The sequence below is a fragment of the Ensifer adhaerens genome (assembly GCF_002007205.1).
GTDB classification, from domain to species: Bacteria; Pseudomonadota; Alphaproteobacteria; order Rhizobiales; family Rhizobiaceae; genus Ensifer; species Ensifer adhaerens_D.
On sequence record NZ_LAZS01000006.1, the window covers coordinates 1,002,406 to 1,021,315 of the forward strand.

Genomic DNA, 18,910 nt, shown 5'->3' on the forward strand with positions numbered 1-18,910 from the left:
ACCCATGCCGTCAGCAAAGACCGAAGAGCGCCACGACAACGCCAAGGGCCTGGATCTCATGCATCCGGCGCTGGCGCTGCGGCTGCTTGCGTCCGGCCAACAGGCGGCCGCCAAGGCCGTCGACGCGGCAATCGAGTCGATCTCGGCTGCCGCATCGATCGCAGCGGAAGCCCTCGCATCCGGACGGCGTCTCGCCTATGCCGGCGCCGGCAGTTCCGGCCTGATGGCGATGGCCGATGCACTCGAACTGCCCGGCACCTACGGCATTCCCCAGGACCAGATCGTCGTTTTGCTTGCCGGCGGCACCGCCAGCCTCGGCGACCTTGCGGGCGGCTACGAAGACGACATGGACCTTGCTCGCGAAGATGTGCGCAAGGCCGGCATCGGCGCAGGCGACTGTCTCGTTTCCGTCTCCGCCAGCGGTTCCACCCCCTATGCGCTTGCCGCGGCCGACGAGGCCCACAAGCGCGGCGCCAAGGTAATCGCCGTCGCCAACAATCCGGGTGCCGCGCTCTTCAATGACGCCGACGTTTCGATCCTCTTGCAGACGCCGCCGGAAGTGGTTTCCGGTTCGACCCGCATGGGCGCCGGCACGGCGCAGAAGATCGCCTTCAACATGTTCTCGACGCTGGTCGGCATTCATCTCGGCCATGTGCTCGATGGCCACATGGTCAACCTGCGCGCCGACAATATCAAGCTGCACGGCCGTGCGATCCGCATCGTCACCGACATTACCGGCATCAGCGCTGCCGAGGCCGGCCGGCTGATCACCAGCGCCTCCGGCTCGGTCAAGGTCGCGATCCTTCTCGCCTCGGGCGCGAAAGACGTTGCGGCTGCCGATGCGGCGCTGAAGCAAGCAAGGCAGAACCTGCGCCAGGCGATCGATATCGTCTCGGCCTGAACAAAATCTGGGATCCAAACCGCGCCGAAGGGCGCTTATAAAGAGGGAGAACCTGCATGACCCGTACGACAATCAAAGGCCTGCTGCTCGCTTCGAGCATTCTCGGCACGGCCGGGCTGGCGCACGCCGAGGACGTGACGCTGACCATCGAAAGCTGGCGCAACGACGACCTGGCGATCTGGCAGGAAAAGCTGATCCCGGCCTTCGAAGCCAAGAACCCGGGCATCAAGGTCAAGTTCGCCCCGACCGCGCCGACCGAATACAACGCCGCGCTCAACGCCAAGCTTGACGCCGGCTCGGCGGGCGACCTCATCACCTGCCGTCCGTTCGACGCCTCACTCGAGCTTTACAACAAGAAGCATCTCGCCGACCTGACGGGACTGGCCGGCATGGAGAACTTCTCGCCGGTCGCCAAGTCCGCATGGACCACGGACGACGGCAAGGCCACCTTCTGCGTGCCGATGGCCTCGGTCATCCACGGCTTCATCTACAACAAGGACGCCTTCGACCAGCTCGGCATCCAGATCCCGACGACGGAAGCCGAGTTCTTCGCGGCTCTCGACAAGATCAAGGCCGACGGCAACTACATCCCGATGGCGATGGGCACCAAGGACCTCTGGGAAGCCGCCACCATGGGCTACCAGAACATCGGCCCGACCTACTGGAAGGGCGAAGAAGGCCGCGCCAAGCTGATCAAGGGCGAAGAAAAGCTGACCGACGCAGCTTGGGTCGAGCCCTACAAGGTGCTGGCCAAGTGGAAGGACTATCTCGGCGACGGCTTCGAAGCCCAGACCTACCCGGACAGCCAGAACCTCTTCACGCTCGGCCGTGCAGCGATCTACCCGGCCGGCTCGTGGGAAATCGGCCTGTTCAACACGCAGGCCCAGTTCAAGATGGGCGCATTCCCGCCGCCGGTTAAGAACGCCGGCGACACCTGCTACATCTCGGACCACAACGACATCGGCGTCGGCCTGAACGCCAAGAGCGCGCATGCGGAAGAAGCCAAGAAGCTTCTGACCTGGATCTCCTCGCCGGAATTCGCCGAGATCTACGCCAACGCGCTGCCGGGCTTCTTCAGCCTGAACTCGACCCCGGTGAAGATGGCGGATCCGCTCGCCCAGGAATTCGTCTCCTGGCGCGAAAAGTGCAAGCCGACGATCCGCTCGACCTACCAGATCCTGTCGCGCGGCACGCCGAACCTCGAAAACGAAACCTGGGTCGAATCGGCCAACGTGATCAACGGCACCGATACGCCTGAGGTTGCTGCCGAGAAGCTGCAGAAGGGCCTCGACGGCTGGTACAAGCCGGCGAAATAAGACGGACGTAAGCGCAACAGGTTCCCTCCCCTTCTTGGGGAGGGTCGGCCCTACACCGCCGCGTCCCGGACGCGCAAGCAGCATCTCGGATCGACTGAACTCGAGGATGCGGTAGGGACCGGGCGGGGCGACATGCCGGATAAGGCACTCCCCCAGCCGAAGCGTCACCGGCCTCCCACAGTGGGAGGCCACCGACGCAGTCGTTTGCAAAAGAACGCGATAGACTTAACCTTCGTCATGAGCCCTCGATACAGGGGCAGACGGCATGCGGCGCGACCGGCCGCGTGGCGCCGGTGCGCATCATGATTGTCTGGGGACCGGTCTTCTAGAAACGGATGGATCCATGAGTGACGCTCTTTCAGTGCAAGAGGGACAGCCGACCGCAAGGCGGCCGAAACGCTGGCACATCCTCGTCTTCCTGCTGCCGGCCTTCCTGGTCTATTCGGCGGTGATGATCCTGCCGTTGATCGAGACGCTCAGGCTTTCGCTGTTCAACACGGTCGACGGCCAGTCGACCTTTGTCGGCCTTGCGAATTTCCAGACGCTGTTCGGCGAAGAGCGCTGGGCGCACGACTTCTGGAACGCGCTGAAGAACAACGTCATCTTCTTCATCATCCACATGTGCGTGCAGAACCCGATCGGCGTTGCGCTCGCCGCCATGTTGTCGATCCCGAAGCTACGCTTCGTCACCTTTTACCGCACGGCGATCTTCCTGCCGACGCTGCTCTCCTTCGTGATCGTCGGCTTCATCTGGAAGCTGATCCTGTCGCCGATCTGGGGCGTGGCACCCGGGATGCTCGACCTCGTCGGCCTGAAGTCGCTGTTTGCCCCCTGGCTCGGCAAGCCAGGCTCGGCGCTCATCACCGTATCGCTGATCTCGGTCTGGCAATATGTCGGCATCCCGATGATGCTGATCTATGCCGCCCTGCTCAACATTCCGGATGAGGTGATCGAGGCTGCCGAATGCGACGGCGTCACCGGCTGGAGCCAGTTCTGGAAGATCAAGCTGCCGCTGATCCTGCCGGCCATCGGCATCATCTCGATCCTGACCTTCGTCGGCAACTTCAACGCCTTCGACCTGGTCTACACGGTGCAGGGTGCACTTGCCGGTCCCGACGGCTCGACCGACATTCTCGGCACACTGCTCTACCGCACCTTCTTCGGTTTCCAGCTGCAGCTCGGCGACCGCTCGATGGGCGCGACGATCGCGACGGTGATGTTCCTCATCATCCTCGCCGGCGTTTCGCTCTACCTCTTCGTCATCCAGCGCCGCATGCGCCGCTACCAGTTCTGAGGAGACCGGAGATGTCGAAAGCACGCGATTCATTTCTCCGCACCGGCTTCGTGCATGCAGCGCTCATCGCCTACACGCTCGTGTCGCTGTTCCCGGTGTTCCTGACGATCATCAACTCGTTCAAGGATCGCAACGCGATCTTCAGGGCGCCGCTGACGATCCCGACGCCGCAAACCTTCAGCCTGATCGGCTATGAAACGGTCCTCGGCCAGGGCGACTTCGCCACCTATTTCCAGAACAGCTTCATCGTCACGATCGTCTCGATCGCGCTGGTGCTGCTCTTCGGGGCGATGGCCGCCTTCGCGCTGTCGGAATACCGTTTCCGCGGCAACACCGTCATGGGCCTCTATCTCGCGATCGGCATCATGATCCCGATCCGTCTCGGCACCGTCGCCATTCTCCAGGGCATGGTCGCTGCCAACCTGGTCAACACGCTGACGGCGCTGATCCTCGTCTACACCGCGCAAGGGTTGCCGCTCGCGATCTTCATTCTCTCGGAGTTCATGCGCACGGTCTCGGATGACTTGAAGAACGCCGGGCGCATCGACGGCCTGTCGGAATACTCGATCTTCTTCCGCCTGGTTCTGCCGCTCGTCCGGCCGGCGATGGCGACGGTCGCGGTGTTCACGATGATCCCGATCTGGAACGACCTCTGGTTCCCGCTGATCCTGGCGCCGGCGGAGGCGACGAAGACCGTGACCCTCGGCTCGCAGATCTTCATCGGTCAGTTCGTCACCAACTGGAACGCGGTGCTTGCGGCCCTGTCGCTCGCCATCCTTCCGGTTCTCGTCCTCTACGTCATCTTCTCGCGGCAACTGATCCGCGGCATCACGGCAGGAGCAGTCAAGTGAGTGCAAGCAGCAAACCGGTCCGGGTCCTCGTCGCGGGACTCGGCAACATGGGGCGCAGCCACGCGCTCGCCTATCACAACAATCCCGGCTTCGAGATCGTCGGCCTCGTCAACCGCTCGAAGGTGCCGCTGCCGGAGGAGCTCCGCGGCTACACGATCCATCCGGACTTCAAGACGGCCCTTGCCGAGCTGAAGCCCGAGCTCTGCTCGATCTGCACCTATTCGGACAGCCATGCCGACTTTGCCGTGATGGCGTTTGAAGCCGGCGCCGACGTCTTCGTCGAGAAGCCGCTCGCAACCACGGTCGCCGACGCCGAGCGCGTCGTTGCGGCTGCGAAGAAACACGGCCGCAAGCTGGTGATCGGCTACATCCTGCGCCATCACCCCTCGTGGATCCGGCTGATCGCCGAAGCGCGCAAGCTCGGCGGTCCCTATGTCTTCCGCATGAACCTGAACCAGCAGTCGAGCGGGCCGACCTGGGAGACGCACAAGTCGCTGATGAAGACGACGTCGCCGATCGTCGATTGCGGCGTGCACTATGTCGACGTCATGTGCCAGATCACCGACGCCAAGCCGGTCGAGGTGCGCGGCATGGGTCTGCGCCTCTCCGACGAGATCGCGCCTGATATGTACAACTACGGCCACCTGCAGGTGATCTTCGAGGATGGCTCCACCGGCTGGTACGAAGCCGGTTGGGGCCCGATGATCTCGGAAACCGCCTTCTTCGTAAAGGACGTGATGTCGCCGAAGGGATCGGTGTCGATCGTCATGGACCAGAACGCCAAGTCCGACGACATCGACATGCACACCAAGACCGCTGTCATCCGTCTGCACAGTGCCGAAACCGGCCCGGACGGCCGCTTCCTCAAGGCCGACGAGGACCTGAAGATGGACGGCGAACCCGGCCACCAGGAACTCTGCGACCGCGAGCAGGCCTATGTGCTGAAGGCCGTTCGCGAAGACATCGACCTCGACCGTCACATGAACGACGCCGTCCAGTCGCTACGCATCTGCCTTGCGGCAGACGAAAGCGTGCGCACCGGCAGACCAGTCAAACTTTAAAGGGGGCAACCAGGTGGGATCGCTTCAACTCAAATCCATCCGCAAGGCCTACGGCAGCCATGAGGTGCTGAAAGGCATCGACCTCGAGGTGAAGGACGGCGAATTCGTCATCTTCGTCGGCCCGTCCGGCTGCGGCAAGTCGACCTTGCTGCGCACCATCGCCGGCCTCGAGGACGCGACCTCCGGCAGCGTGCAGATCGACGGCACGGAAGTCGGCCATGTGGCGCCCGCCAAGCGCGGCATCGCCATGGTGTTCCAGTCCTATGCGCTCTACCCGCACCTGACGGTGAAGGACAATATGGGCCTTGGCCTGAAGCAGGCCGGCAAACCGAAAGCCGAGATCGAAGACAAGGTCGGCAAGGCGGCAAGCATGCTGTCGCTCGACCCCTACCTTGCCCGCCGTCCGGCCGAGCTTTCGGGCGGCCAGCGCCAGCGCGTGGCGATCGGCCGCGCGATCGTGCGCGAACCGAAACTCTTCCTGTTCGACGAGCCGCTTTCCAACCTCGACGCGGCGCTGCGCGTCAACACCCGGCTCGAGATCGCCCGTCTGCACCGCAGCCTGAAGGCGACGATGATCTACGTGACCCACGACCAGGTGGAGGCGATGACGCTCGCCGACAAGATCGTCGTGCTCAACGCCGGCCAGATCGAGCAGATCGGTTCGCCGATGGATCTCTACAATCGCCCGGCCAACGTCTTCGTCGCCGGCTTCATCGGCTCGCCGCAGATGAACTTCATCGAGGGTGCGCGGCTCGGTGACACCAGCGCCAAGACGATCGGCATCCGCCCCGAGCACATGGCGCTGTCGCGCGAAAGCGGCGACTGGAAGGGCAAGGTGGTGCATGTCGAGCACCTCGGCGCCGACACCATCGTCTACATCGATTCCGAGCAGGCCGGCACCATCACCGTCCGCCTCTTCGGCGAACATCGCTACGCGCCGGACGACATCGTCTATGCGACGCCGACGGTCGGCAGCATGCACCGTTTCGGCGACGACGACCGCGTTCTCGCCTGATCCGTTTTGAGGCCCAGGCCTCATCACAGCTACGTGAAAACCAGCCGCCACGGGGCTAACCCCCTGTGGCGGCTGAATTATTTTTTGATTCGGTGCGCCGCATCACGCTGTTGCGCTGCAAGGCAAATTAACATACATTTGTGTTTGTATATTAGCTTTCCGGTATTTGCCGAACCTGATACCGGTTCCGCTCCCCTTCACTTCCGGACCGCACGGGCACCTTGCGAGATGCACCTGTCGCCTGCGGTCACCGAATATGGACATCGCTATGCGCATGAACCGACCAACACTGGCCGCCGCCTTGGCAACTGTGATTCTTCTTTCCGGCTGCCAGAAAGAGGAAGCACAACAGGGCGCTGCCGCATTCCCGCCGTCCGCCGTCGCGGTCTTCACGACCAAGACCGAAACCCTGCCGATCACCAACGAGCTGCCCGGCCGCATCGCCGCGACCCGGGTCGCCGAGGTTCGTCCGCGCGTCTCCGGCATCGTGATCGAGCGCGTCTTCCAGCAGGGCTCCAAGGTCAATGCCGGTGACGTGCTCTACCGCATCGATCCCGCGCCGTTCCGCGTGCAGGTCGAAAAGGCGGAGGCAACGCTCAGGCGTGCCCAGTCCATTCGCGTCCAGGCTCAGCAGAAGGCCGACCGCCAGGAACAGCTGAAGAAGGCGAATGTCGTCGCCGCGCAGCAGCTGGAAGATGCGGCTGCGCTGCTTGCGACCGCCGACGCCGATGTCGCGATCGCCGAGGCCGGCCTCGCGGCAGCCAAGCTCGACCTGCAATATGCCGACGTGACGGCACCGATCAGCGGCCGCATCGGCCGTGCACTGATCACCGAAGGCGCGCTCGTCAGCACCAACAGCTCGGAGAATCTCGCGACGATCCAGCAGCTCGACCCGCTCTATGCCGACTTCACCCAGTCGGCGACCGACCTCATCCGCCTGCGCAAGGCGCTCGAGGACGGCCAGATGATGAACGGCGACGGCGAAGAGGCCGAAGTTCAGCTCATGCTCGATGACGGCACGGCCTACGAGCACAAGGGCAAGCTCCTGTTCTCCGAAGCCGCCGTCGACGCGACCACCGGCCAGGTGACGCTGCGCGGCGAGTTCCCGAACCCCGAAAACGACCTGCTTCCGGGCATGTATGTCCGCGTGCTGGTGCAGCAAGGCGTCGAGAAGGACGCGATCACCGTTCCGCAGCAGGCCGTCCAGCGCAACAATGCCGGCCAGTCGCAGGTCTACGTCGTCGGCGCCGACAACAAGGTCGAGTTCCGTAACGTGACGCTCGGCCGCACGATCGGCACCCGCTGGCAGGTGACCTCCGGCCTCAAGGCCGGCGAGAAGGTCATCGTCGAAGGCTTCCAGAAGATCGGCCCCGGTGCTCCGGTCGAACCGACCGACTGGAACCCGGATGCCAAGCCGACTGCCGAAGCGGCGCAGACGACGGCCGCTGCCGACGAAAAGCCTGCCGAAGCTACAAAGTGAGTTTGATTGATGCCTAGTTTTTTCATCGACAGGCCTATTTTTGCCTGGGTGGTGGCGATCTTCATCATGGTCGCCGGCGTCATTGCGATCCCGCTTCTGCCGGTATCGCAATATCCTGACGTCGCGCCGCCGCAGATCTCCATCAACACGAGCTACCCCGGCGCCTCGTCGCAGGATACCTATCAGAGCGTCACCCGACTGATCGAAGACGAGCTGAACGGCGTCGAAGGCCTGCTCTATTTCGAATCGACGTCGAGTGCTTCCGGTTCAGTCGAAATCAGCGCCACCTTTGCGCCCGGCACCGATCCGGGACAGGCGGCCGTCGACATCCAGAACCGCGTTCGCCGCGTCGAACCGCGCCTGCCCGATTCGGTCAAGCGCCAGGGCGTTCAGGTCGATGAAGCCGGCTCCGGCTTCCTGATGATCGTGGCGCTCACCTCGACCGACGGCTCGATGGACGCCATCGGCCTCGGCGACTATCTGAGCCGCAACGTCTTGAGCGAAATCCAGCGCGTGCCCGGCGTCGGCCGTGCGCAGCTGTTTGCGACCGAACGCTCGATGCGAGTCTGGCTCGATCCGGACAAGATGCTGGGTCTGAACCTGACCGCCGCCGATGTGACCAACGCGATCCAGGCGCAGAACGCCCAGATCGCCTCCGGTTCGATCGGCGCGCAGCCGAACCCGATCACGCAGCAGGTCAGCGCGCCCGTCGTCGTCAAGGGCCAGCTCGAGAGCGCCGAGGAGTTCGGTGCGATCGTGCTTCGCGCCAACCCGGACGGTTCCTCAGTCCGGCTGCGCGACGTTGCCCGCATCGAGATCGGCGGCGAAAGCTATGCCTTCTCGACGCGTCTGAACGGCAAGCCGTCGGCGGCTATCGCCGTCCAGCTCTCGCCGAGCGGCAACGCCATGTCGACCTCGGCCGCCATCAAGGAACGCATGGACGAACTGGCGAAGTTCTTCCCGCAGGGCCTCGAATATTCGGTTCCCTACGACACCTCGCCCTTCGTCGCCGTCTCGATCGAGAAGGTCCTTTCGACGCTGGTCGAGGCGGTCGCGCTGGTGTTCATCGTGATGTTCCTGTTCCTGCAGAACATCCGCTACACCATCATCCCGACGCTCGTCGTGCCGGTCGCCCTGCTCGGCACCTGCGCCGTCATGCTGGCGATGGGCTTCTCGATCAACGTTCTGACGATGTTCGGCATGGTGCTGGCGATCGGCATTCTCGTCGACGACGCGATCATCGTCGTCGAAAACGTCGAACGCATCATGTCCGAGGAAGGGGCAACGCCGAAGGAAGCGACCCGCAAGGCGATGAAGCAGATCACTGGCGCCGTCATCGGCATCACGCTGGTTCTCGCCTCGGTGTTCATTCCGATGGCCTTCTTCCCGGGCGCCGTCGGCGTGATCTATCGCCAGTTCTCGCTGACGATGGTCGTCTCGATCCTGTTCTCCGCACTTCTCGCGTTGTCGCTGACACCGGCGCTTTGCGCGAGCTTCCTGAAGCAGGTGCCGAAGGGCCACCACCACGCCAAGCGCGGCTTCTTCGGCTGGTTCAACCGCTCGTTCGACAAGACGTCGCACGGCTATAGCGGCATCGTGAAGCGCCTGGTCCACCGGACCGGCCGCTACATGATCGTCTATGTCGCCGTGCTCGCCGGTCTCGGCTGGCTGTTCATGAAGCTGCCGTCATCGTTCCTTCCGGACGAAGACCAGGGCTTCGTGATCGTCATGATGCAGCTGCCGTCGGAAGCGACCGGCAACCGCACGACCGAAGTGGTGGAACAGGCCGAGAAGATCTTCGGCCAGGAGCCGGCTGTCGAACGCATTATCACGATCAACGGCTTCTCCTTCTTCGGTACCGGCCAGAACGCAGCGCTCGCCTTCGTGACGCTGAAGGACTGGAAGGAACGTGACGCCGACAATGCCGCACAGTCGATCGCCATGCGGGCGACGATGGCGATGAGCCAGATCAAGGATGCGATCAGCTTCGCGCTGTCGCCGCCGGCGATCCAGGGCCTCGGCACCACGGGCGGCTTCTCGTTCCGCCTGCAGGACCGCGGCGGTCTCGGTCAGGCGGCGCTGTCGCAGGCCCGCGACCAGCTTCTCGGCATGGCGGCTGAGAGCAAGGTGCTCTCCGGCGTCCGCTTCGAGGGCATGCCGGATGCGGCCCAGGTCAGCGTCACCATCGACCGCGAGAAGGCCAACACCTTTGGTGTCACGTTCGCCGACATCAACTCGACGATCTCGACCAACCTCGGCTCGTCCTACGTCAACGACTTCCCCAATGCCGGCCGCATGCAGCGCGTGACGGTGCAGGCGGACGAGGGTCAGCGCATGCAGACCGCCGACCTGTTGAACCTCAACGTCCGCAACGCCAATGGCGGCATGGTGCCATTGTCGGCCTTCGCGACGGTGGAATGGGTCAAGGCGTCGACCCAGACGATCGGCTACAACGGCTATCCGTCGGTCCGTATCAGCGGCGAAGCCGCCCACGGCTACTCCTCGGGTGACGCGATCGTCGAGATGCAACGGCTGGCGGGCCAGTTGCCTGCAGGCTTCGGTTACGAATGGACCGGCCAGTCGCTGCAGGAAATCCAGTCCGGCACCCAGGCGCCTCTCCTGATCGCGCTGTCGTGCCTTCTGGTGTTCCTGTGCCTTGCAGCCCTCTATGAGAGCTGGTCGATTCCGGTCGCGGTCATCATGGTCGTTCCGCTCGGCGTCATCGGTTCGGTGCTCGCCGTGATGATGCGCGACATGCCGAACGACGTGTACTTCAAGGTGGGCCTGATCGCGATCATCGGCCTCTCGGCGAAGAACGCGATCCTGATCATCGAGTTCGCCAAGGAACTGCGCGAGCAGGGCAAGTCGCTGATCGACGCGACGCTGGAGGCGGCACACTTGCGCTTCCGGCCGATCCTGATGACGTCGCTCGCCTTCACGCTCGGCGTTCTGCCGCTGGCGATCGCCACGGGTGCCAGCTCCGGCAGCCAGCGTGCCATCGGCACGGGCGTCATGGGCGGCATGATCTCGGCAACGGTGCTCGCCATCTTCTTCGTTCCGGTGTTCTTCGTGTTCGTCACGAAGCTCTTCAGCCGCAAGAAGGTGGAAAGCACACCGACAGCCGCAGAAAACCCGACACCCGCCGAGTAAAACAAGACTGGACGGCCCGCCTCTGGCGGGCCGTCGCATGAGGAGGAACGAATGCGCCGAACAAAGGCCGATGCAGAAGCAACCCGTCAGAAGATCCTGTGCGCCGCCGAGCGCGTCTTCTACGAAAAGGGCGTCTCCAATACGACGCTCGAAGAAATCGCCAAGGCCGCCGGCGTGACGCGCGGTGCCATCTACTGGCACTTTGCCAACAAGACCGACCTGTTCCTCGCGCTGCACGATGCCGTGCCTCTGCCGCAGGAAGACATGGTCGCCCGCGAGATCGAAGCGGAAGCCGCCGATACCCTTTCCATCCTCGAAGGCGCCATGGGCGACTGGCTGGATGTTCTCGCCGCGGACGAACAGCGCCAGCGCATTCTCACGATCATGCTGCGCACCAACTACGACGGCGACATGAGCGAGGTGCTCGCCCGCCAGAAGGAACTCGACGAGCGCCACAACGTCCTGTTGGAACTCGCTTTTTCCCGCGCGCTTGCCAAAGGGCAGATGCACGAGACCTGGACCCCGGCCTCGGCGACCAGAACGCTGCACTGGATGATGCTGGGGCTCTGTACGGAATGGCTGCTGTTCGGCCGCCGCTTCGACCTGACCGCCGAGGGACGCGAGGGCCTGAGCCGGCTGTTTGCCAGCTTCCGCGCGCCGGCCGTCACCGCGACCGCGGTTGGGGCACGGCCTTAGCAGCCTTGGCCGGCGCCGCTGCGGACACCGGCTCAATCCCCTTTCGAAAACGCCTGGCCGATTAGCTGAACACCACCGTCTTGTGGCCGTTGAGCATGACGCGCCGCTCCAGGTGCAGCTTGACGGCGCGCGCCAACACCCGGCTCTCGATGTCGCGGCCGGTGGCGACGAAATCTTCCGCCGTCAGCGCATGGCTGACGCGTTCGGTTTCCTGCTCGATGATCGGACCTTCGTCGAGGTCCGGCGTGACGTAGTGCGCCGTCGCGCCGATCAGCTTCACGCCGCGCTCATGCGCCTGGTGATAGGGCTTGGCGCCCTTGAAGCTCGGCAGGAACGAATGGTGGATGTTGATCGCCTTGCCGTAGAGGCGCTTCGACAGATTGTCCGAAAAGACCTGCATGTAGCGGGCGAGGATGACGAGATCGGCGCCGGTCTCCTGGACCAGCCGCAACAACCTTTCCTCCTGCTCGGCCTTGTTCTCCTTCGATACCGGCCAACAGTGATAGGCGAGCCCTTCGGCCTCGGCCGTGCGCCGGCTGTCCTCGTGGTTGGAGACAATGGCGACGACTTCCGCGTTCAGCCAGCCCACGCGGATCTGGTAGATGAGGTGCAGCAGCGCGTGATCGAACCTGGAGACGAGGACCAGGATCTTCGGCTTGACCGTGGCGTCCGAAAGCGTGGTCCGCATCTGGAAGCGCTCGACGGCCGGGCGCAGCGCCCGCTCGATATCCCCGGTCTCAACGCCCGCCTGAACCTGGAAGGCGATGCGCATGAAGAAGCTGTTGGTCCTGATGTCCCAGAACTGGTTGCTCTCGGCGATGTTGGCGCCAAGGGCGGCAAGCTCCGTGGTAACCGCGGCGACAATGCCGGGTTTGTCGTCGCAGGACAGGACAAGAATGAAGGTCTTCGGCGCCATGATCTCCTCCGATTGCAGCCGTTCCGGACGAGGCTTCAAGCCCCTTCCCAACCGCTGCCTATGAGGAGTTGACCGCGCCGGCAATCGTTCCGGCTGCGCCGGCTGACGCTTTCTATCATCCTGATGGAAAGGCGCCCGGGGGCATTCAATGCCCCCGGGCGCTGCAAGATTCGTCGCATATGACTCTTGAGGTTTTCTGAGAGGTTTCCATCAAAAACCCGGTGTGCACCGGCTAGATCAGTGTGCCTCGTCCCAGTTGGTGGCCGCGCGCGCATCGACCTTCAGCGGCACCCTCATGTCGAGCGCCGGCATGGCGGCGTTCTCCATCACCGAGACGACGACCGGGATGGTCTTTTCGACCTCGGCGTCCTCGACCTCGAAGATCAATTCGTCATGGACCTGCAGGAGCATGCGGGCCGAGAGCTTCGCCTCGGCCAGCGCCGGCTCCATCTTGACCATGGCGCGGCGAATGATGTCGGCGGCCGAGCCCTGGATCGGCGCGTTGATCGCGGCGCGTTCGTTGAAGGCACGGTGCGACGGGATCGACGAGCGGATATCCGGGTAATGCGCGCGGCGTCCGAAGATGGTCTCGACGTAGCCGTGCTCGCGGGCGTAGGCCTTGGTGCCTTCCATGTAGTCGCGAATGCCAGGGAAACGCTCGAAGTAGCGCTTGATGTAGTCGCTGGCTTCGGAGCGCTCGATCGACAGCTGGTTGGCAAGGCCGAAGGCCGAGATGCCGTAGATGATGCCGAAGTTGATCGCCTTGGCGCGGCGGCGGATTTCGCCCGGCATGCCTTCAACCGGAACGCCGAACATTTCCGACGCCGTCATTGCGTGAATGTCGACGCCATCGGCAAAGGCCTGGCGAAGCTGCGGAATGTCGGCGACGTGGGCAAGCACACGCAGCTCGATCTGGCTGTAGTCGGCCGAGACCAGCTTGTGGCCGGGCGCTGCGATGAAGGCGGTGCGGATCTTGCGGCCTTCGGCGGTGCGCACCGGAATGTTCTGCAGGTTCGGGTCGGAGGACGACAGGCGCCCGGTGGTGGTGGCGGCGAGCGCGTAGGACGTGTGCACGCGCTTGGTCTCCGGATGAACGAAACCCGGGAGCGCATCGGTATAGGTGGACTTGAGCTTGGTCAGCTGCCGCCAGTCGACGATCTTGCGCGGCAGTTCGTGGCCTTCGGCGGCGAGGTCCTCAAGCACCTGCGCAGAGGTCGACCATTGCCCGGTCTTGGTCTTCGAACCGCCGGCAAAGCCCATCTTGCCGAACAGGATATCGCCGAGCTGCTTCGGCGAGCCGATGGTGAAGGTCTCGCCGGCGAGCTTGTAGATCTCGTCTTCGAGCCCGGCAGCACCTTGCGCCAGCTCGCCCGAAAGCCGCGACAGGATCTGGCGGTCGATGGTGATGCCGCGGTCTTCCATGCGCGCGAGCACGGCGACCAGCGGCCGCTCCAGCCGCTCGTAGACGCGGGTGAGGCCCTTGGCGGCAAGCCGCGCCTTCAGGATGTGCCAAAGCCTCAGCGTGACGTCCGCATCCTCGGCCGCATAGGCCGTCGCCCGGTCGATATCGACGAAGTCGAAGGTGACCGATGATTTGCCGGAGCCTGTAATGTCCTTGTAGGGGATCGGCTTGTGGTTCAGCCAGCGCTCGGAGAGCGAGTCCATGCCGTGCGTGCCGTTGCCGGCATCGACCACGTAGGACATCAGCATCGTGTCGTCGAAGCTTTCGACGGTGATGCCGTGCCGCTTCATCACGAGGTAGTCGTATTTCAGGTTCTGGGCGACCTTGAGGACCGAGGGGTCCTCCAGCAGCCGCTTCAAGCGGCTCAAGGCTTCCCCGACCGGGATCTGGTTTTCGGCAGGGCCGCCGCCGAGGAGATCGCCGACGCCGGTCTTGTGGATCAGAGGCACATAGGCTGCCCGGATGACGGTGCCGGTCGGGTTCGCCTTGTGGTCGGCGATTGCCAGGGAGAAGCCGACGAGATCGGCCTGCATGGCATCGAGCGACGTCGTTTCCGTGTCGAAGCCGACGACGCCCGCGTCGCGCGCAGCGGATATCCACCGGTCGAGCGTGGCTATGTCGCGGATCGTGACATAGGCGCTGTGATCGAACGGGGCCTTGGCGAACACCTCGGCGCGGGCCGCTGCCAGCGCCTGCGGCGTGGCGTCCGTTGCATCGGCTTCTCCGGCACGGGACAGGACAGCGGCGGCCTCCGCGGCCTCGCCGCGGCTCACGGCCGCAGCAGACGAGCCTTCGCTGACGGCCCCCGCCGCGTCTCCCTTGTCGAGATCGGGGCCGCGCGCATCCGCACCCCATTCCACCGGAACGGAGGCAGCCTCGACGGCGTCAGCGTCGGTGCCGGTCGCGGCCGCCACACGGCGCGTCAGCGTGGTGAATTCCATCGCCTTCAGGAACGCGATCAGCTTCGGCCCGTCCTGTGGGTCAAGGCTCAGCTCTTCCAGCGGAACGTCGAGCGGCGTGTCGGTCTTGAGCTCGACAAGCTGGCGCGACAGGCGCGCGAGATCGGCATTGGCGATGATGTTTTCGCGGCGCTTGGCCTGCTTGATCTCGCCGGCGCGGGAAAGCAGCGTTTCGAGATCGCCATATTCTTCGAGCAGCTGCGCCGCCGTCTTCGGACCGATGCCGGGAATGCCGGGGACGTTGTCGGTGGAATCGCCGGTCATCGCCTGCAGGTCGATCATCTTTTCCGGCGGCACGCCCCATTTCTCGATCACTTCGGGGATCGAGATTTGCTTGTCCTTCATGCTGTCGTACATCGACACATTCGGGGTGACGAGCTGCATCAGGTCCTTGTCGGACGAAACGATGGTGACGCCGGCGCCGGCCGCCTCGGCGAGCCTTGCATAGGTGGCGATCAGGTCGTCGGCCTCATAACCTTCCTTCTCGATGCAGGGCAGGTTGAAGGCGCGGGTCGCGTGGCGGATGAGGCCGAACTGCGGGATCAAATCTTCCGGCGGCGCCGTGCGGTTGGCCTTGTACTGGTCATAGAGCGCGTTGCGGAAGGTCTTCGAGGAATAGTCGAAGATGACGGCGAAATGCGTCGGCGTGACCCCGACGGACGTGTCGCGCGCATCGGTGAGCAGCTTCCACAGCATGTTGCAGAAACCCGAGACCGCGTTGACCGGGAGGCCATCGGACTTGCGGTTGAGCGGCGGGATGGCGTGGAACGCCCGGAAGATGAATCCGGAGCCGTCGACGAGGAAGAGATGATCACCGTTTTTCATGGGCAAATGGATAGCGCGGGGCAAGCCAAAGGTCCATTGCGGTTTTCCCGCCAGACACTACATTCTCCACCTGTTGGCATCGCCCGCGGTCGCCACCGCGGATTGCGGGAACGGGGTTCGATTTCGCCTTGCGATCGAACGCCCGTACGCTTCGCCAGCGGGTATTCGGCTTCACGCAAACGTTACGTATTTGTAATGTCCGATTCGGCCCTACTATCCTTGAAAAGCCACATTTGACTCCTCAAATCTTAGTCAACGGCACCGAGTGATGCCGTCTTCTGGTGATTGGCCTGTCCCCCGCCCGCACCAGATGAGGACAAAGGCCTTATCCCCCTCTCCGGGCCTTTGTCCCGTTTTCGAAAGACCGTCACGGCGCAGCCTCCGCGCCGTGACGGTTTTTTGTTTCCATGACACCGGACCAACGACGCCCGATCAACTCCGCTCAAATCCAGGTGAATCCCGACAGTCTCCAGGTCCATCGCCTGCATTGTAACTTGTCTTCATGGCGGTTCGGGCGTACCGATAGCTATGGCCTTCAATCGTATGGAATCTGCGACCTACCTGGCCAGCCTGCTGGCGAAGAGCTTTTCGCGCGCGCTTCATGAGCGCGGCCAGAAGCTTGGTTTCGCACCCGGTCAGTTTCCCATTCTGCTCGAACTCTGGGCCGAGGAAGGCCTGACGCAGAAGCAATTGCTCGATCGGCTCGATATTGAACAGGCGACGATGGCCAATACGCTCTCACGCATGGAGCGCGACGGGCTCATTGTCCGGCGCAAGCATCCGCAGGACAAGCGCTCGCAGCAGATCTACCTCACCGAAAAGGCGAAGGAGATGGAGGCAGCCGCCAAGGAGGCAGCCCTTGCGGCCGACCAATCGCTGCTTGCCGGCCTCAGGAATTTCGAGCGCGAGCTGATGCTCGAATACATGCGCATGGCGCTCGCCAGCGTGGCACGCGGCGACAGCCGCGCCTGACCCAGACAATCGCCCTTCTGATCGTCCCATCAAAAAATTTGGCTTAATCCGGACGCTGGCCCGCTCTAAAGCAGGGGCAGACGCGCCGTTCCGGGCGCCTACTGCAAAGTGCTACAGCGACCATTGCGCATCTGACGCGCGGCGCTGTAGATGCCGACTTTTACCGAAGCGCCAGGCTCCCCGTTCACCGTCTCCTGAAACCTCTGGGCATTCCGCTCAAATCGATTTCGCTTTGGCGGCACATGCAGTAGGTTCCGGCGAAACCTGAAGCAAGGATACGCATGATGGCTGACATCACCCCCGTTCTCGAACGCGCAGACGCCAATCTGCCAAAGAGCCTGGACCGGCTTTTCGACCTCGTTCGGATCAAGTCGATCTCGACCGACCCGGCTTTCAAGGCGGAATGCCGCAAGGCGGCCGAATGGCTGGTGGCCGAACTCGACAGCCTCGGCTTTACCGCCTCCGTGCGCGACACGCCCGGCCATCCGATGGTCGTCGCCCATCATGACGGCGCCAAGCCCGATGCGCCGCATGTGCTGTTCTACGGCCACTACGACGTCCAGCCGGTCGACCCGCTCAACCTCTGGGACACGGACCCGTTCGAGCCCGGCATCAAGGAAATCGAACCGGGCCGCAAGGTGATCACCGGCCGCGGCACGGCCGACGACAAGGGCCAGCTCCTGACCTTCGTCGAGGCGGTGCGGGCCTACAAGGACGTGCACGGCGGCCTGCCCTGCCGCGTCACCATTCTGTTTGAAGGCGAAGAGGAATCCGGCTCGCCGTCGCTGAAGCCGTTCCTGAAAGCCAATGCCGCCGAGCTCAAGGCCGACTATGCGCTGGTCTGCGACACCAGCATGTGGGACCGCGATACGCCGGCGATCTCCGCGGGCCTGCGCGGCCTCGTCGGCGAAGAGGTGATCGTCAGGGCTGCCGACCGCGACCTGCATTCCGGCTATTTCGGTGGCGCTGCCGCCAATCCGATCCGCATCCTCACCACCATTCTCGCCGGCCTTCACGACGAAAACAGCCGCGTGACGCTGCCGGGCTTCTACGAGGGCGTCGAGGAGACCCCGGCCCAGATCAAGGCAGCCTGGGAAACGCTCGGCCAGACGGCCGAGAAGTTCCTCGGCGAAATCGGCCTGTCGATCCCCTCGGGCGAAAAGAACCGCTCGGTGCTGGAACTGACCTGGGCGCGCCCGACCGCGGAAGTCAACGGAATCACCGGCGGCTATACCGGCGAAGGCTTCAAGACGGTGATCGCGGCCGAGGCTTCGGCGAAGGTTTCCTTCCGCCTCGTCGGCAACCAGAACCCGGAAAAGATCCGCGAGGCCTTCCGCGCCTATGTGCGTTCCAAGGTTCCGGCCGATTGCTCGGTCGAGTTCCACGCGCATGGCGGCTCACCGGCCATTCACCTGCCGTACGAGTCTCCGCTGCTCAATACGGCGAAGGTCGCCCTTTCAGACGAGTGGCCGAAACCAGCCGTCATCATCGGCATGGGCGGCTCGATCCCGATCGTCGGCGACTTCCAGAAGATGCTCGGCATGGAATCGCTGCTCGTCGGCTTCGGCCTTTCCGACGACCGCATCCATTCGCCGAACGAGAAGTACGAGCTGCAGTCCTACCATAAGGGCATTCGCTCCTGGATCCGCATCCTGGACGCGCTCGCCGCTCGATGATCGGAGCGGGACGGGAGAAACCTGCGTATTCTTCGCACGCCTCCCGCCCAACTTGATTTGATCCCGGAAGCCGTGGCGGAACCTCCGCCGCGGCTTCTTCGATTTGGTTGCGGGCCTGCCGATGCTGCAGCCGTCACGGGCAAGAGATCCGTCGATGCGCGTGCCTCGCTGCCCCGTTGGCGAAGCGTCGGCGTTTTACCGTTTCCCCTTCACTGTTTCCCGGCGGTTTCTCCGTTGTCGTTAGGCCGTCAATCCTTGACCTGCGGGGTCTCAGGTGCTTCCTTTTTGTGAAACAAATCACAAAGGGAAATCGGATCGTTGGCAAGGGTAAGGACC

13 protein-coding genes are annotated in these 18,910 nt (G+C 63.6%); 11 read left to right on the forward strand and 2 right to left on the reverse strand.

Going from position 1 to position 18,910, the window contains the following annotated elements; translation table 11 throughout:
- The first annotated feature begins 4 nt into the window (after positions 1–4).
- The 9 genes from XB14_RS17580 to XB14_RS17620 all read left to right on the forward strand — a co-directional run bounded on the left by XB14_RS17580 (position 5) and on the right by XB14_RS17620 (position 11,764).
- Positions 5–901, forward strand: coding sequence for an N-acetylmuramic acid 6-phosphate etherase (locus XB14_RS17580; protein ID WP_077962831.1), 897 nt, complete (start codon positions 5–7; stop codon positions 899–901).
- A 56-nt stretch (positions 902–957) separates the two neighbouring features.
- Positions 958–2,217, forward strand: coding sequence for an ABC transporter substrate-binding protein (locus tag XB14_RS17585; RefSeq protein ID WP_077962832.1), 1,260 nt, complete (start codon positions 958–960; stop codon positions 2,215–2,217).
- Between the two features lie 343 nt (positions 2,218–2,560).
- Positions 2,561–3,511 carry a carbohydrate ABC transporter permease gene (locus XB14_RS17590; RefSeq protein ID WP_034804869.1) on the forward strand — a complete coding sequence of 317 codons (951 nt, stop codon included), beginning with the start codon at positions 2,561–2,563 and terminating at the stop codon, positions 3,509–3,511.
- An 11-nt stretch (positions 3,512–3,522) separates the two neighbouring features.
- On the forward strand, positions 3,523–4,362 hold the full coding sequence (locus XB14_RS17595) for a carbohydrate ABC transporter permease (protein ID WP_077962833.1): 840 nt from the start codon (positions 3,523–3,525) through the stop codon (positions 4,360–4,362).
- Positions 4,359–5,423: a Gfo/Idh/MocA family protein gene (locus XB14_RS17600; RefSeq protein WP_077962834.1), complete on the forward strand. Its 1,065-nt coding sequence runs from the start codon at positions 4,359–4,361 to the stop codon at positions 5,421–5,423. The genes XB14_RS17595 and XB14_RS17600 overlap by 4 nt, the downstream gene beginning before the upstream one ends.
- Positions 5,424–5,436: 13 nt before the next feature.
- Positions 5,437–6,438, forward strand: a complete 1,002-nt coding sequence (locus XB14_RS17605) for an ABC transporter ATP-binding protein (RefSeq protein WP_077962835.1) — start codon at positions 5,437–5,439, stop codon at positions 6,436–6,438.
- Positions 6,439–6,694: 256 nt separating this feature from the next.
- Complete coding sequence (locus XB14_RS17610; RefSeq protein ID WP_077962836.1) at positions 6,695–7,918, forward strand: efflux RND transporter periplasmic adaptor subunit; 1,224 nt, start codon at positions 6,695–6,697, stop codon at positions 7,916–7,918.
- Positions 7,919–7,927: 9 nt separating this feature from the next.
- Positions 7,928–11,068 (forward strand): efflux RND transporter permease subunit, encoded by a 3,141-nt coding sequence (locus tag XB14_RS17615; RefSeq protein WP_077962837.1) that lies wholly within the window; start codon positions 7,928–7,930, stop codon positions 11,066–11,068.
- 51 nt (positions 11,069–11,119) lie between these two features.
- Positions 11,120–11,764 carry a TetR family transcriptional regulator gene (locus tag XB14_RS17620; RefSeq protein ID WP_077962838.1) on the forward strand — a complete coding sequence of 215 codons (645 nt, stop codon included), beginning with the start codon at positions 11,120–11,122 and terminating at the stop codon, positions 11,762–11,764.
- A 61-nt stretch (positions 11,765–11,825) separates the two neighbouring features.
- On the opposite strand, the gene purU is transcribed toward XB14_RS17620, so the two are convergent.
- Positions 11,826–12,680: a formyltetrahydrofolate deformylase gene (gene purU, locus XB14_RS17625; RefSeq protein ID WP_077962839.1), complete on the reverse strand. Its 855-nt coding sequence runs from the start codon at positions 12,678–12,680 to the stop codon at positions 11,826–11,828.
- A 237-nt stretch (positions 12,681–12,917) separates the two neighbouring features.
- Positions 12,918–15,926 carry a DNA polymerase I gene (gene polA / locus XB14_RS17630; RefSeq protein WP_077962840.1) on the reverse strand — a complete coding sequence of 1,003 codons (3,009 nt, stop codon included), beginning with the start codon at positions 15,924–15,926 and terminating at the stop codon, positions 12,918–12,920.
- A gap of 528 nt (positions 15,927–16,454) precedes the next feature.
- Between polA and XB14_RS17635 the strand changes: the two genes are divergently transcribed.
- Both XB14_RS17635 and XB14_RS17640 read left to right on the forward strand, forming a co-directional pair.
- Positions 16,455–16,898 (forward strand): MarR family winged helix-turn-helix transcriptional regulator, encoded by a 444-nt coding sequence (locus tag XB14_RS17635; RefSeq protein ID WP_077962841.1) that lies wholly within the window; start codon positions 16,455–16,457, stop codon positions 16,896–16,898.
- 281 nt (positions 16,899–17,179) lie between these two features.
- Complete coding sequence (locus tag XB14_RS17640; RefSeq protein WP_143348421.1) at positions 17,180–18,574, forward strand: M20/M25/M40 family metallo-hydrolase; 1,395 nt, start codon at positions 17,180–17,182, stop codon at positions 18,572–18,574.
- The last annotated feature ends 336 nt before the right edge of the window (positions 18,575–18,910 follow it).